At 66.3% G+C, this 14,294-nt stretch carries 12 protein-coding genes, 1 pseudogene and 1 other annotated feature; of the genes and pseudogenes, 5 read left to right on the plus strand and 8 right to left on the minus strand.

Annotation, left to right across the window (positions count from 1 at the left end; genetic code table 11):
• Position 1: 1 nt before the first annotated feature.
• Entirely contained in the window at positions 2-1,138 is a 1,137-nt protein-coding gene (locus tag LEL84_RS03800) for a PLP-dependent cysteine synthase family protein (RefSeq protein WP_165630007.1), read from the minus strand.
• Between the two features lie 243 nt (positions 1,139-1,381).
• Here LEL84_RS03800 and LEL84_RS03805 point away from each other — a divergent pair, with 243 nt between their 5' ends.
• The 3 genes from LEL84_RS03805 to LEL84_RS03815 are packed head-to-tail and all read left to right on the plus strand — an operon-like array spanning position 1,382 to position 3,766.
• Positions 1,382-2,116, plus strand: coding sequence for a response regulator transcription factor (locus LEL84_RS03805; protein ID WP_055477338.1), 735 nt, complete (start codon positions 1,382-1,384; stop codon positions 2,114-2,116).
• Positions 2,106-3,338: a sensor histidine kinase gene (locus LEL84_RS03810; protein WP_055477340.1), complete on the plus strand. Its 1,233-nt coding sequence runs from the start codon at positions 2,106-2,108 to the stop codon at positions 3,336-3,338. The genes LEL84_RS03805 and LEL84_RS03810 overlap by 11 nt, the downstream gene beginning before the upstream one ends.
• 47 nt (positions 3,339-3,385) lie before the next feature.
• Positions 3,386-3,766 (plus strand): BlaI/MecI/CopY family transcriptional regulator, encoded by a 381-nt coding sequence (locus tag LEL84_RS03815; protein WP_005180013.1) that lies wholly within the window; start codon positions 3,386-3,388, stop codon positions 3,764-3,766.
• A 53-nt stretch (positions 3,767-3,819) separates the two neighbouring features.
• On the opposite strand, the gene LEL84_RS03820 is transcribed toward LEL84_RS03815, so the two are convergent.
• Together LEL84_RS03820 and LEL84_RS03825 are read right to left on the minus strand one after the other, a co-directional pair.
• Complete coding sequence (locus LEL84_RS03820; RefSeq protein ID WP_005180014.1) at positions 3,820-4,149, minus strand: hypothetical protein; 330 nt, start codon at positions 4,147-4,149, stop codon at positions 3,820-3,822.
• A 139-nt stretch (positions 4,150-4,288) separates the two neighbouring features.
• Positions 4,289-5,571: pseudogene (locus LEL84_RS03825) on the minus strand (IS3 family transposase).
• Positions 5,165-5,293, minus strand: a sequence feature (AL1L pseudoknot). (Overlaps the previous pseudogene by 129 nt.)
• Positions 5,572-6,558: 987 nt before the next feature.
• On the opposite strand from LEL84_RS03825, the gene LEL84_RS03830 reads away from it, so the two are divergent.
• Positions 6,559-6,741 carry a YegP family protein gene (locus LEL84_RS03830; RefSeq protein WP_055476917.1) on the plus strand — a complete coding sequence of 61 codons (183 nt, stop codon included), beginning with the start codon at positions 6,559-6,561 and terminating at the stop codon, positions 6,739-6,741.
• Positions 6,742-7,911: 1,170 nt separating this feature from the next.
• On the opposite strand, the gene merB is transcribed toward LEL84_RS03830, so the two are convergent.
• Genes merB through merA form a run of 3 tightly spaced genes read right to left on the minus strand, consistent with a single transcriptional unit; the run spans position 7,912 to position 10,507 of the window.
• A complete protein-coding gene (gene merB, locus LEL84_RS03840) occupies positions 7,912-8,553 on the minus strand; it encodes an organomercurial lyase MerB (protein WP_005179592.1) in 642 nt (213 codons plus the stop codon).
• The gene (locus LEL84_RS03845) at positions 8,495-9,046 is read right to left on the minus strand and encodes a MerR family transcriptional regulator (protein ID WP_005179589.1); all 552 of its coding nucleotides are present in this window, start codon (positions 9,044-9,046) and stop codon (positions 8,495-8,497) included. The genes merB and LEL84_RS03845 overlap by 59 nt, the downstream gene beginning before the upstream one ends.
• Before the next feature lie 24 nt (positions 9,047-9,070).
• Entirely contained in the window at positions 9,071-10,507 is a 1,437-nt protein-coding gene (merA, locus tag LEL84_RS03850) for a mercury(II) reductase (RefSeq protein WP_055476916.1), read from the minus strand.
• A 124-nt stretch (positions 10,508-10,631) separates the two neighbouring features.
• On the opposite strand from merA, the gene LEL84_RS03855 reads away from it, so the two are divergent.
• Positions 10,632-11,009 (plus strand): ArsR/SmtB family transcription factor, encoded by a 378-nt coding sequence (locus LEL84_RS03855; protein ID WP_005179587.1) that lies wholly within the window; start codon positions 10,632-10,634, stop codon positions 11,007-11,009.
• Positions 11,010-11,621: 612 nt separating this feature from the next.
• Here the strand turns inward: LEL84_RS03855 and LEL84_RS03860 are convergent.
• Positions 11,622-11,843, minus strand: coding sequence for a hypothetical protein (locus tag LEL84_RS03860; RefSeq protein WP_005179582.1), 222 nt, complete (start codon positions 11,841-11,843; stop codon positions 11,622-11,624).
• Positions 11,844-11,978: 135 nt separating this feature from the next.
• On the minus strand, positions 11,979-14,141 hold the full coding sequence (locus LEL84_RS03865) for an MMPL family transporter (RefSeq protein ID WP_007240197.1): 2,163 nt from the start codon (positions 14,139-14,141) through the stop codon (positions 11,979-11,981).
• Between the last annotated feature and the right edge of the window lie 153 nt (positions 14,142-14,294).

A 14,294-nucleotide genomic window follows, 5' to 3' on the forward strand; every position in this document is an offset into this window, starting at 1 on the left:
ATCAGCTCGTGGGCTCGGCGTGCGGCACGCAAGTGGGGTCGATGATGGTAGGGCACCGCGTCCAGCTGCTCGCGACCTGAGTGAGCGGATCGCTGATGGTGCGGGGTTCAGTGGGCGGCGCCGGGGCGCCGATCAGGTCGTGAGCGCGGCAGTACTCATCGTTGTAAATGGTTCCGTAGTAGCGAGCGGGGCCATCGGGGAACACCGCCGCGATGCGCGTATCGGCCGAACGAGTACGCGCCAGCCAGCCCGAGACCAGGGCCACCGCGCCCACGCTCCAGCCGCCGGTGGCGTAATGCGTGGCGGCCAGGGTGCGACATGCCCAGACTGCCTCGGCCGGCGCCACCCAGTGCACCTCACTGAACTGGTCATAGGCAACGTTACGGGGGTAGATACTCGAGCCGAGTCCCCGCATAATCCGTGACTGTGCCGGCTGGCCGAAAATCGTCGAGCCAATGGTGTCTACGCCCACAACCTCCAGCTCAGGGTTGAACTGCCGCAGAGTATGAGCCACACCGGCTGAGTGCCCACCGGTGCCCACCGAGCACACCAGCACATCGATATGTCGCAGCTGCGCGATCAACTCCACACCCAACGAGCTGTAACCGGTCACGTTGTCGGGGTTGGAATACTGGTCGGGACACCACCCAGCCTCGTCACGCTCGAGCAAGGTGCGCACGCGGTCGCGGCGGGCTTGTTGCCAACCCCCGCCCGGATGGGGATCGCTGACGACATCGACCTGGGCGCCGTAGGCGGCGAGCATCTGCCGCAAGATCGGTTCCAGTCCCGGATCGGTCACCAAGGTCACCGGATGCCCGAACACGATGCCCGCTAATGCCAGGCCTAATCCCAGTGTCCCACTAGTTGATTCGATGATCCGCGCCCCCGGGGCCAGCTCTTCACGGGCGCGGGCGCGTTCCACCATGTGCAGCGCAGGCCGGTCTTTCATACCCCCGGGGTTGAAGCCTTCCAGCTTGGCCCAGAAGCCGCGCCCGTGCTCGGCGAAGGGTTCCTCGATGCGCAACACCGGGGTGCCGCCCACCAGCTGACGACTCAGCCCAGCACGGGGCGACGCGGCTTCGGCGGGGAAGGTAGTGGCGAATGGATCACTGGTGGTGAGGCTGTAAGAGACAGTCACACGGGCATCCTCTGCGTTGTTGAACAGGACGCCGCCGGGCAGAAATCAGATCATCAGTGTGAGAGGGAACTGTGTCGTAACGTTCCACCCGGCGACACCGCCACCTTGCCCACCGAACCTCAAGGCTGATCGGCAGCGTGGATCAAGATCTGCTCAAGAACGCCCACGAGGTTGGATGATCGTGTAGACCACCGCCACCATAGGAGCGTGCCCCAAGATCGCAACGTCGTCGACGACCTCCATATGCCGGTGGTCCGACCACCGCACGGTCTGCACGCCCTGGTGATCGAAGATGAGCCCGACATTGCCGAAGTCGTTGCTGACTACCTGCAGCGCAGCGGATTCACGGTCACCGTTGCGCCCGACGGCCAGGAGGGAGTCGCCGCCGCACGCACGGCGAGTCCGGCAGTAGTCATCCTCGACCTGGGCTTGCCGTCACTCGATGGCGTCGAGGTCTGTCGACAGTTACGCACCTTCACCAACGCCTACATCGTGATGGTCACGGCCCGCGCGGACGAAGTCGACACAGTCGTTGGCCTGTCGGTGGGGGCCGATGACTACCTCACGAAACCATTTCGCCCTCGTGAGCTGATGGCGCGCATCGACGCCATGCTGCGCCGACCACGGCCGACCCCAACCGGCGAGTCGCACCCGCGGACGATAGGGGAGCTCACCCTCGACCCTCAGGGTCGTGAAGTCCAGGTGCAGAGCACACCCGTGGAGCTGACTCGGACTGAGTTCGACGTTCTCGAAGCGCTCACGCGGCGGCCCGGTGTTGTGTTCAGTCGAGAGCAACTGCTCACCGAAATCTGGGGACCCGACTGGGTCGGCGATGCCCACGTCGTCGAAGTCCATGTCGCCAGTCTGCGCCGCAAACTCGGTGACAGCGCCGTAGCCGGCCGATTCATCCGCACCGTTCGCGGAGTGGGCTACCGGATGGGTGACGGCCAACCTCGAGGAGCCAGCGATGAACGATGAACGTCGACGGTTACGTATCCCCGGCAGCTTCGGCTCCCGGCTCATGCTCGCTCAAGCTATCGTCATCGCCGGCGGCGGCATCAGCGTCGCGATCGTGGCACTATTCGTGGCTCCACACACCTTCCACGACCACCTCGGCCAAGCTCGCCTCGAGCCAGGGTCAGTTCAGGCCGACCATGTCGAAGCCGCGTTCACTTCCTCGATCGTCGTCTCAATGTCTGCCGCATTGATCACCTCGACGATCCTGGCCACGGCCGTCAGCTGGTTCCTGGCTCGCCGCGTACAACAGTCAGTCGCCAGTGTCGCCCGCTCAGCCGTGGCTATTGGCGCCGGCAACTACCGCACGCGCGTACCCGATCGCCAGCTCGGCACCGAGTTCACCCAGCTCAGCCGAGCTATCAACCAACTTGCACAACGGCTGGATTCACAAGACGACATCCGTAAGCGGATGCTGTCAGACCTTGCCCACGAACTGCGCACCCCACTGACCACCATCGGCGCGATCACCGACGCCATCGAAGACGGAATCCGGGCTCCCGACTCACAGACCTTTGACGTCGTGCGCACCGCCACCACCCGCCTGCAGCGTCTCGCCGAGGACATCGCGACCGTATCCAGCACCGACGAGCATCAGATGCCCCTCCACCCGGCGACGATCACTGTCAACGAACTGCTCATCGCGACCTACGAAGAAGCCGCCGACCTGTTCACCGACGCCGAAGTCACGCTGGGCATCGTCACCACCGCCGCGCGCGTACACATCCATGTCGACGCCGAACGAATGAGCCAAGTACTGCTCAATCTGCTCACCAACGCGCTGCGACACAGCTCCCCGGGCCAGCGAGTCGTAGTGAAAGCCGACACCGCCCCGGCACACGCGGTGCGCATCAGCGTCGTCGACTGCGGTGACGGCATTCCCCCTCAACACCTTCCACACATCTTCGACCGCTTCTACCGCACCGACTCCTCACGCACCAGAGACGCCGGCGGCAGCGGAATCGGCCTCACCATCGCCCGCTCTATCGTCGAAGACCATGGGGGCACCTTGCTCGCCGAAAGCCTGGGAGCCGGACACGGAGCCACCTTCACCATCACGTTGCCGACCACCACCCGACGTCACATCCACCGCAGCACCCCTGGAACCGAATTCTCCGTGGCCTTCAAACACCGCACGCGTCGCGGCGCTGCCGATGCGCTCCAACGGGACCAAGCTACTAACTGAGGTAGTCCGTCGTAAGATTGACCCGCATCTAGAGATGGTGGGTGAAAATGACTGGGCTGGGTTCACTGGAACGCGCAGTGATGGACGTGCTGTGGTCAGCCGGTGCGGCGATGTCGGTGCACGACCTAGTCGAGGAACTCCACGACCGCGAACCGGCCTACACCACAGTGCTCACCGTCGTCACCAACCTGCACAAAAAAGGGTTCGTCGGTCGAGAAAAAGTCAGCCGCGCCTACCGGTACTTCCCCATGCAGACCCGTGAAGAGGCCACCTCACGCACCTTGCGTCAGGTCCTCGACGCCAGCGGGGACTCCGCGGCAGTACTGATGCACTTCGCCCAGACCGTGACACCCGCCGAGCGTGAAGTGCTCAGCGAATACCTCACCCTTAAACCTCGCCACACCCGCGGCGGCGGCACCAAAGCCTAAGCCATAGAAACCCTCCGACAAGGGAAACTCCGGCGAGGCCCAGGCCCGACTACTCAACCGGTCGCGCGCCCCTTGACTGCTGGGAGTAGACGCGCCACCAGCGCACCGGCCACACCCGCAGCGAAGGCCGCAGCACTCAGCGCCGACACCCAGTCGTGCACATCCACAGCGGTCAGCACCCGCAGCTCAACCGGATCACCGCGCCCGACTCCTGAGCGGGGGTCGGATGGCACGAGATCCGACGTTCGGAGCAGCATCACCAGCCAGAACGCGGCCACCGCCTCAAACATCACCACAGCAAGACCCACCGCACGGGAGATCGTACGGGCAGGACCGCGCGGGCCGAACCGACCCGCACGCCGCACCTCGACACCGTCAGTCATGCCCAACCATCTCCTCAGCACACCCGCATCACACCCCACTTCTACTAACCACCTTCGTATTCTGTGGCCATCGGGCGTGGGCGCCGGGAACGAGGGTCTCGAAGCAATCTGAATCGCCCCGGGTTTGCTGGGGGCTCGTTTACTTGGTTCCAGCGACTGCCGGGACCGGGTTCTCACGGTAGCTGGTGACTGTGTGGGTCGACCAGTAGGTGGTCTCGTACTCGACGGGTGGGACGTGCCCGATCTCGCCGTGCAGGCGGCGGTGGTTGAACCAGTCGATGTACTCGGCGACGGCGATCTCGACCTCGCCGACACCGCCCCAGCCACCGCGAGGGCGCATGACTGGGTTACGGATACACTCGGCCTTGAACAACGAGTTGAACGCCTCGGCCATCGCATTGTCGTACGAATCACCCTTGGAGCCAACAGAAGTCACTGCGTCTGCTTCGGCGAGACGTTCGGTGTAGCGGATGGCTCGATACTGCACTCCGCGGTCGGAGTGGTGAATCAGCCCGGCCACGCCCTGGCCGGCACGCGACCGCGCCCACAACCCCATATCCAAGGCGTCGAGCGCGAGGTCGGTGTGCATGGTGGTCGAGACCTGCCAGCCCACGACCATCCTTGAGAAGACGTCGAGGATGAACGCGGCATACACCCACCCCGAGTGTGTGCGGATGTAGGTCAGGTCCGCCACCCACAGCGCGTTGGGCGCCGCGGCGGTGAACTGCCGTTCGACACGATCGGCCGGCTGCGGAGTTTCGGCCCCCTCGCTGTGCGTGGTCTTCCGCGTCTTGGATCTCGTTATCCCCTGCAGCCCATCAGCTTTCATCAACCGCTCGACGGTGCACCGGGCCACGCCGATACCCTTTCTGCGTAGTTCGGCGTGGACTTTGCGGGCACCGTAGACGCCGAGATTGTCGGCATGCACGGTGCGGATCTCACCGAGGATCTCGCGGTCACGGACCACCCGTGGCGCCTCGACTCGTCGAGAGCTCAGATGGGCTCGGACTGTGGACGGAGCGATCTGGGCGGCCGTGTCGCGCAGGGCCGCGCAGATCGGATCGACTCCGTGTTCGTCGCGGAAAGCGGCGACGAACTCCACGATCAACGCTGTGGGCGGTCGATCTCCGCCGCAAAGAAAGCTGATGCCTGCTTCAAGATGGTGTTCGCCCGCCGCAACTCCCGGTTCTCCCGTTCCAGCTGCGCGATCCGCTCAGCCTCGCTGGTCGTGGTCCCCGGGCGGTCCCCGCCATCGATCTCGGCCTGCTTGACCCAGGTGCGAAGCGCCTCCGGGTGCACACCGAGTTGATCGGCGATCCGTTTGAGCGCCCCTGGTCGCGTGGCTGGGTCCTTGCGGGCCTCCACCGCCATCCGCGTCGCCCGCTCCTTCAGCTCAACGCTGTACTTCCGTGGTGCTGCCATGCTCTCCATCCTTCACAGATTCGAGAGCCTCCGACAAACCCGGGGCGTTTCAGGCGATTGATGACCCTCGATCTCGTGGACCTTTCCCCACCCTCGCGGGCAAAGCTCACAGATCCAGTTCTCGGACGCGCGCCGCTGGCTTGTCACGTCGACCAACCAAGCGACGCAAACCGACATTCTGCGGCAACTGAGGATTGAGGCTGATCCGAATGGTCCCACTTGAGCAGAGCCGCGCAACCACACGCCTGCAGGGGCTACTGCTCGCCCTTGAACTCGATCGGCACCGGCTGTTAATACGCGCTCGGCTCGACACCCGGGCGCGACGACCGCGCGACGCAGCCGGTGACCACGCAGACCTAGCAGAGGTCGTCGAGTTGTTGACCGCACTCGTCACAACATATCGTCTGAATGAGCTGTACCCCTTCGACGCCGTCCGCGAAGCGCGCAACACCTCCCACCGCGCAAAATACCTACTCGCCGCCATCGGCCCGAAGTCGAGCGGGCGGCCGAAATTATCCAGGGGCGAGGAGCTGTGTCCCCCCGGAAATTAGTAGTGCGGGCGGCTGAAAGACTCGCTCTCACGGCGGAGAGATCCAGCTTGGCACTACACGTCTCTGGCGGGCCCAACCATCACCGCGCCATCCACAATCTCGACATCGCGCTCAATCGTCTACAGATTTTGCGGACTCATCGAGACCTGGCGCCTGGATCATACTCGGTCTGCACACTCGGCGAGAGACGTGAACGGCAGGCGTGGTGACCGCCGCGCCCGCTGGTGTCAGGATTCGTCACCTAACGACGGATGGTACCGATGAATAAGAATGAGATACCGGCATCGCCGACGCCGCACATCCAGCGTTGTGCAGGACCGCAAGGCCAGGGACAAATCAGCACCGGATCAGGTCTCGAGGGGAGAAGTCGAGCCCACGGTCGCGCATATTCGATTTGTAGTGACTGCGGCACTCCCGACCGGAAGGAACCCCAACGATGGCCGCGAAGTTCGAACTGTTCACCGACGAGGCCCGGCAAGAACCGTTTCCATCTGAAGCAGCCAACGGCGAAATCATCGCCGCCAGCCACGCATATGAGTCGAAGGCCTCAGCGCGAACCGGGATCGAGTCGGTCAAACACAACGCCGGCGACGCCACAGTCGACGACCAGACCACCTAGGCACCACACAGTCGCGCACTACTCATGTCGACCGCAGTCCAAGGACTGAACCTGCCCATTCGACCACGGACCAGACTCACTCACCGGCATCGAGTGGATCGAACGACTCAATCGCATACATGCCCATTTCCATCCGAAAGAAGGACTCGCTCTACACCCTGTCGACGCTCGCACTTGACCCCCACGATCTGACCGCGGCGCTCTGACACTCTCCACCCGTTCCGACAGAACTCGAGGCGCAGCCACCGTTGCAGACGTCGCCTACGACAATGGGTTTGCTCATGTGGCACGGTTCGCGGCCGCCTACAAAGCCGCCTACGGTGAAGCCCCTATCTTATGTCAAGTAAGCCCCTGCATATTGCATCAGATGCAACACGTGGCCTGAGATCCGTCATTTGGATGTCAGTTGGCGACCTGGGGATTCGTCACTCGTGTCAGTAGCGCTCGTCACCGGAGTCATCTACCCGTGCGTATCTCGAGCGCGCACCGCCACCCTGACTCTCGATCTGTAGATCAGCGGATGCCTTCGGCCGCCAGGCCCTCGCGCTGCTGGGTGGCGTCGATGCTGAATGCGCCGCCGTGGATCAGCTCACCGAGGCCACTACCGAGGCATTCCAGCAGTACCCCGACTACGCGGTGATCACCAGTTTTCCTGGCCTGGCTGACCTCTCCGGCGCTCGGGTGCTCGGCGAGATCGGCGACGACCGCGAGCGGTTCACCGACGCCCGTTCGCTGAAGGACCTACGCCGGTTCTGTGCTGATCACGCGGGCCTCCGGGCGCAGCATCTCGATTACCCGCCGCGTGGTGAAGAACAACCGACTCAACGCTGCAGGATTCCTTTGGGCGTTCGCCGCGATGGCGAAAGCCGGCGCACCCCAAGACCATTAACGCCGAGGACGCGACCGCGGCGATCGGCACGCCGCTGCGCTTCGGCACCTCTTCGACCGCTTGCTCGGGCAGCTCCACTACTGCTTGCAAACCGGTCAGCACTACGACCCGATCAAGGCGTTCGGGCCCGCTCAGGACGCGTCCTTCGAGATCGCGGCTTGACCTCTTGGTGTGATCGGAGGTCTTCTTCGGCGCGTTCAAGACCGATATCGACGCCGAACTCGCCCAGCTCGGCCCGACCGGGTACCGGCCCTTGTGGGTGCGCGACACCCTGTTCTGAGTCAGCAGCACGGCGCCTCGCCGGCCGGGTCGATGAGCGCCTCGGCCAGTGGGCGTGCGAGCTGGGTGTAGGCGTCGGCGACCGGTAGCACGGTCATCCCAGGATGCTCGGATCGCCACTGCTCGGCGGCGTCGGGAGTGGCCAGGAACATCTGCGGATTGCAGCAGGTGGCGCGGACCTGCCCGCCCCGGATCCCGGCGGGGTCGACGAAGGCCACCATCGCGGCGGCCGGTTGCAGGTCGGTGACTCCCGTGACTGGATCGACGGTCAATCGCACGGCGCTGACGGTAACCGGGCACTCGGATTCGACGTGTGCGCTCGCCCCGATCACGGCGGGGAAGACGAGCGTGTCGGGCGCACACCAGGTGTAGAGCTGATGGCCTGCGACGGTGAATCGGTGCGGGGTCGGATTCAGGGTCAATCCCCACCCGAGGACCCGGCCCTGCTCGTCGTATTCGATGTCGGCGCCGATCGGTGTCTCTTCGAGATCTCCGGCGTCGACACCGGCTGCGGCCGCCAACTCCGTGACGGTGACCGGCGCTCCGTGGGCCAGCAGCCGCAGCGCGGCCCGCAGCAGCGCCCGGTCACGGTCGGCTGGTGCGATCGTGGCGAAAACGTCGGCGGGAATGGAGTCGGTGCTCATGAGAGTCAGCCTTTCCGAGAATGCGTCGGGTGCGATGTCGATGACGGTAGGGTCTGCCCCCGGGGGCAGAGTCAAGCCCGCGTCGGGCATCGGCACGGACCTCGGTCCAGCACACATCGTCGGCGGCCCACCGCGCACGGTGGATGCTGGTGAAGTCGTCGATGCGGTCGAGGATCTGCTGGGCGTCGCTGATCCGGCGGTGCAGCCGCTGTCGCGACCGCTCCAGTAGCTCGGCCAGACGCGCGCCGACCGCTCCGTCTCCACTATCGACGGCGTCATCGGTGAGCTGGCAGATCTCGGCGATGGTGAGCCCAAGCCCGCGCAGCTCGCCGATGAACCGCACACACCACAGTGCGTCATCGGTGTACAGGCGGTAGCCGGCCGCGCTGCGCCCCAGGGTGTGGATGAGCCCGAGGTCGGTGTATTCACGCAACGCCTTCACCCTCACCCCGGTCCGCGCCGACAACACGCCGATCGTCATGTGCCCGTTCATCTCGGCCTTTCCTGGAGGAGATCGTCAGCCTGCGCAGCAGGACAGTTTCGTCACGTCGGTGGTGAAGGTCTGGGCGGTCAGTTTCAACGCTTCGGCCATGGTCAGATACGGCGCCCAGCTGTGGGCGAGCCGGTCGACGGTCATACCCGCGGTCATCGCGTATCCGGCGGCGGTGATCAGGTCTCCGGCACCCTCGGCCAGCGCGTGCACGCCCAAGATCCGGCCGGTATCGGCGTCGGCGACGATCTTGGCCAGGCCACGGGTATCGCGATTGACCAGCGCCCGCGCCACACTCGACAACGCCAGCGTCCGGCACCGGCACCGGTATCCGGCCGTCACCGCCTCGGCCTCGGTGAGCCCCACGGCGGCGATGGCGGGGCTGGTGAACGTCAGCCGCGGCACTGTGGCGTAGTCCAGGACCCGATCCGCGTCGGCGAACGCGTTGTCGGCCACCAGCGTTCCCTGCGCGGCGGCCACATACACGAACTGCGGGCCCCCGGCCACGTCCCCGGCCGCCCAGATCCGGGCATTGCCGGTGCGCTGACGGTCATCGACGATCACCGCGCCGCGCCCGTCGACACCGACCCCGACCGCCTCCAGGCCCAGCCCCGCGGTGTTCGGGCGGCGACCGGTCGCGACCAACACGTGTTCGGCCCGCAGCTCGCTGACCCCGGCCCGAGTGCGCACGCTCACCAGCTTGTGGCCGCCACCGGCCAGGACCTTCTCGACGGTGGCCGCGGTCAACACGGCGATATGCTCATCGGCGAAGACAGCCTCGATCGCGGCCGAGATTTCCGGTTCCTCGCCCGGCGCCAGCCGCCCCAGGGCCTCGATCACCGTCACCCGGGCGCCGAGGCGGGCGAACAACTGGGCTTGTTCGAGCCCGACAGTGTTGCCGCCGATCACGATCAGCGACTCCGGGAGCCGCTTCAGGTCCATGGCGGTGGTCGAGGTCAGATACCCGGCCTCGACCAGACCGTCGATCGGCGGGATCCACGGCGTCGCACCGGTCGCGATCAGGTAATGGCCAGCCTCGATCACCCGGGTCCCGCCGTCGTTCGCTCCGACCCGCAACCCCGGCGCCGCACTCGTGCCGTCGAACACTGCCGTGCCGGAGACGATCTCCCACCCGTACTCGCCCGCCAGCTCGATGTACTTGTTTGCCCGCAGCTGCGCGACCAGCGCGTCCTTACCGGCGATCAGGCCCGGAAAATCCAGCGGCACCGCAGCGGCACCCAGGCCGGGAAACCGGTCGGCGGCGGCTGCGGCGTGGCGGGCCTCCGCGGCGGCCAGCAACGTCTTCGACGGCACACACCCGACGTTCACGCAGGTGCCACCGACGGTGTCGCGCTCGATCATCACCACGGACCTGCCGTGGCCGACCGCGGCGATAGCGGCGGCGAACGCCGCCGAACCGGACCCGACGATCGCCAGATCCGGACGGGATTGTGTCGTGGCCACGCCTGCCTCCTGAGGGGTTGAGCAACCGCGTCGCCAGCCAACGGCTGCTATTCGCATTGACGAATACCTACAGGGCTCATACTATGCGCTTAAGCGAATAGTTCAAGTGGTGTGGAGGTGCCCCATGTCCCGGTCCACGACCGCCGTGCCCGGCGACGAGCTGGCGTGCACACATCTGGATACGACGGCGAAGTTCTTTCGCGCCCTGTCGGATCCGACCCGGTTGAAGCTGCTGGAATACATCCTCGCCGGCGAACGCACCTCGGCCGACTGCGTCGCGCACGCCGGCATCTCCCAGCCGCGGGTGTCGGTGCACCTGTCGTGTCTGGCCGATTGCGGATACATCGTCGCGCGCCGCGACGGCAAGAAGCTGCGGTACACGGTCGGAGACCCGCGCGTGGCCGAACTGGTGCTGCTCGCCCGGTTGCTCGCGGCCGACAACGCCGCCGCCCTGACGTGCTGCACCCGCATCGACCAGGTACCGGACGGTGACCGGACATGAACGCCCTCGACAGCCCTCACGTCTCGGCAGCCGCTCACCGTCGGCGGGTTCACCGCGGCTGGGACTGGGTGTCAAGCTCGCCGAGGTCGATGCCGAGCTCGCCGAACTCACCGCGGTCCGGCGACACCCTGGCCGCCGCGCTGGCGGCCGGACGCGAAGACCTGCTCGAGCGCAGCGAATCCCCCTGCTGCCCTGTCCCATCGACACCGAACCCAGCGCCAGGCAGCGGTGGCTCGGCGAGCTGCGGGGGAGGCCGTTGTGGCTGCTGCGACCTAGACACGCCGCTGGCGGGCTTGCATCGGGACCGCGGCACTGCTGCCTGGGCTGTTGCGCGGTGGTGCCCCGCTGCTGATCGCGGCCGTAGCACTGAGCAGCGGCACGCTGCTGGTGAGCCTGTCATGGCTCCAACCGCTCGGATTCGCCCATCGGACTCGGGCTCCTCGGACTGATCTGGTCCCGCCAATGACTCGCGCCCGCGGCTGCGATGAGGGCTGCGCAGCCACACCTTCCGGCGACGCGGGCACTCCGGCCCGCACCACCGCCGCGACCTGGCTCAGGCCGTCACCGAGTTTGGCGCCTGCGAGGCCACCACGGTGATCAGCACCGTAGCCATCAACGGCGCCATCGCCGGTGCTCACCGCGCGCCGAGACCCGCTGCCCGGTCCCGGCGCGCGGTACACCTGGGGTGAGCCACGCCAGCGTCAGTGGGATGACGATCAACACGAGGAACGCTTCCAGGAACGGTCCGGCCTCCACGAACTCGGCCAGATCCGACGTAGAGCCGCAGCTGGTGGCAGGGACACCGCTCCGCCGCGCCAGCTGGGTAATACGCATCATCACCACCCCGCGACCCTGAACCTTCGACTCGACTCGAAGGTCAGACCGGCCGTGACGGTTGCCCCCGAGGGCGGTGTGGCCCCGGCGGCCGGTCCCGTGTCCGCGACGAATCAACCTGGTCTGATCGCCGCGCTACTCAGCGGCGGCCCGTGGTGCGCGAGTGTTGGGTGGGCGAAACCTGAGGGCGGGCAGCCACCAGTTCCAGCCGCCGAGCAGGCGCATGAGGGCGGGGACGAGGACGAGGCGGATGAGGACGGCGTCGATGGCGACGGCGACGGCAAGGGCGAGTCCGAGTTGTTTGAGTTCGAGGATGTCGGCGGTGAGGAAGCTTGCGAAGATGGCGATCATGATCGCGGCGGCCGCGGTGATGGGGCGTGCGGTGTGGGTGAGCCCGGCCGCGACGGCGCGCTGGTTGTCGCCGCTGGCGTCCCAGTATTCGCGGATGCGACGAATCAGGAACACCTCGTAGTCCATCGAGAGCCCGAACAGTAGCGCGAACACCACGGTGGGTAGGTAGACCTGCACGAATCCGGGGCTGGTGAAGTCGAGGACGTTCTCGCCCAGACCCCACTGGAACACCGCGACGGTGATACCGAGGGCGGCGCCGGTGGCGAGCAGGTTCATCGCGATGGCCTTGAGGGGTAAGGCGATACTGCGGAAAGCGGCGATGAGGAAGACCAGCGAGGCGGTCAGCACCAGGGCTACGACCAGCGGAAGTTTGGTGGTCATTTCGTCGGAGAGATCGACGAATTCGGCGGTGCTGCCGCCGATGCGGATCTCGGCTCCGGCTGCGCCGGCGGCTGTGTTGCGCAGGTCGCGGACGAGGTCGGTGGCGGCCATCGAGTCGAAGGTGACCGAGGGGATCGCCATCGCGAGCATTCGACCGTCATTGAGCTGGGCGGGCAGGACGGTGTCGATGCGGGCGTCGCCGTCGATCTCGGTCAGGAATCGGTTGACCCGTGCTTCGGCGTCTGCGGTGAGTGGGGTGTCGCTGGGGCCGGTGGCGATGATCTCGACCGGGGAGAGTGCTCCGGGCGGGAAGTTGGTGTTCAATGCGGTGCTGGCGCGTCCGGTCGGGGTGTCGTCGAGGGCGGTGGTGCCCATGTCGAGGCCGTAGCGGATCCCGAATACCGGCAGCGCGGCGAGGACCAGCACCGCTGCGGCCGCGGTGCCGAAGAGGACGGGTCGGCGCATGACGAGATACGCCCAGCGCGCCCAGCGGCCACCGAGAACGCCGGGAGCGTCGGTGGCGCTGTCGGCAGGGCGCCAGCGGGCCGGGAGACTACCGCGGTTGACAGCCGGGCCCAAGGCGGCGAGCAGGGCGGGTAGCAGGGTGACGGCGACGGTGAGCATACTGGTGACGGCGGTGGCGACGCCGATGGCGATGCCACGGAAGATCGGTGCCTGGATGATGATCAACGCGCACAGCGAGATCATCACCACCAAGCCCGAGACCAGAATCGTTTTGCCTGCTGTGGCGAGGGAGCGACCGACGGCGCCGCTGATCGCGGCATGGTCTGGCCCGGTGTGGTGGGTGAGTTCTTCGCGGAAGCGGCTGACGATGAACATCGCGTAGTCGATACCGACGCCGAGGCCCACCATGGTGGCCATGGCCACGGTCAGCGAATCGAACGCGGTCACAGCAGTGAGGGTGAACAACACTCCGACCGCGGTCAGCATCCCGGCGATGGCCACTGCGATCGGGACCGCCGCTGCGGCCAGGGCGCCGAGGGCGAGGACGAGCAGGACCAGCGCGACCGGGATGCCGATTGCCTCGGCGCGGGCCAGGTCGGCGTTCTGCAGTTCGGTGGCCGCGTTCTGTACCGCCGAGTACCCGGTGACCCCTACGTCGATGGAATCGTCGCCGGTGGTGGCGATGGCGTCTTGCAGGTCGCGCGCGACTTTCGCGCGTTCGGCCATGTCGCCGTCCATGCCGGCGAGCGCGATCGCGACGTGACCGTCGGCCGAGATCTGGGATCCGGGCAGCCCGTCGTAGGGGCCGACGACGTCGACCACGCCCTCGACCGCGGTGGCGGCGGTGATCGTGCGAGCCACCGCTGCACGGAACTCGGCGTCGGTGGCGGTGACCGCGCCAGACTGCAGCACGATGACCGCCTGTTCCGTACCGAACTGCGGGAAGTGCCGGGCAACCAGGCGATCCACCTCGGTGGACTCCGAGCCCTCGACACCGAAATCCATCGCACCGAGCCGGTTCTCGAGCAGCGGGTAGGCCACCGCGCACACCACCAGCAGCAGTCCCCAGACCGCCAGGACCGCACGTCTGCGCCGGGCCATCAGAACGCCCCACCGATATAGCACTCCGGGCGAGCCCGGCGGCGATGGTTGCTGAGGCGAGTTCTCGACGACGGCGGACTTCTGCTGGTTCACGCGTCCTCCCTCCGTAGCGACCACGAATTGATCGCCATATCACGATGTAATCGTTGAAAC

The sequence above is a fragment of the Gordonia sp. WA4-43 genome (assembly GCF_020520305.1).
Lineage (GTDB): Bacteria > Actinomycetota > Actinomycetes > Mycobacteriales > Mycobacteriaceae > Gordonia > Gordonia hongkongensis.

Bases quoted from the DNA above. Each gene is read 5' to 3' on its own strand.
- merB (WP_005179592.1), bottom strand. From the start codon at position 8,553: ATGAGCACCGACTCCATTCCCGCCGACGTTTTCGCCACGATCGCACCA.
- LEL84_RS03860 (WP_005179582.1), bottom strand. From the start codon at position 11,843: ATGCGTATTACCCAGCTGGCGCGGCGGAGCGGTGTCCCTGCCACCAGC.
- LEL84_RS03805 (WP_055477338.1), top strand. From the start codon at position 1,382: ATGCCGGTGGTCCGACCACCGCACGGTCTGCACGCCCTGGTGATCGAA.
- LEL84_RS03830 (WP_055476917.1), top strand. From the start codon at position 6,559: ATGGCCGCGAAGTTCGAACTGTTCACCGACGAGGCCCGGCAAGAACCG.
- LEL84_RS03845 (WP_005179589.1), bottom strand. From the start codon at position 9,046: ATGAACGGGCACATGACGATCGGCGTGTTGTCGGCGCGGACCGGGGTG.
- LEL84_RS03810 (WP_055477340.1), top strand. From the start codon at position 2,106: ATGAACGATGAACGTCGACGGTTACGTATCCCCGGCAGCTTCGGCTCC.
- LEL84_RS03815 (WP_005180013.1), top strand. From the start codon at position 3,386: ATGACTGGGCTGGGTTCACTGGAACGCGCAGTGATGGACGTGCTGTGG.
- LEL84_RS03820 (WP_005180014.1), bottom strand. From the start codon at position 4,149: ATGACTGACGGTGTCGAGGTGCGGCGTGCGGGTCGGTTCGGCCCGCGC.
- LEL84_RS03865 (WP_007240197.1), bottom strand. From the start codon at position 14,141: ATGGCCCGGCGCAGACGTGCGGTCCTGGCGGTCTGGGGACTGCTGCTG.
- LEL84_RS03855 (WP_005179587.1), top strand. From the start codon at position 10,632: ATGTCCCGGTCCACGACCGCCGTGCCCGGCGACGAGCTGGCGTGCACA.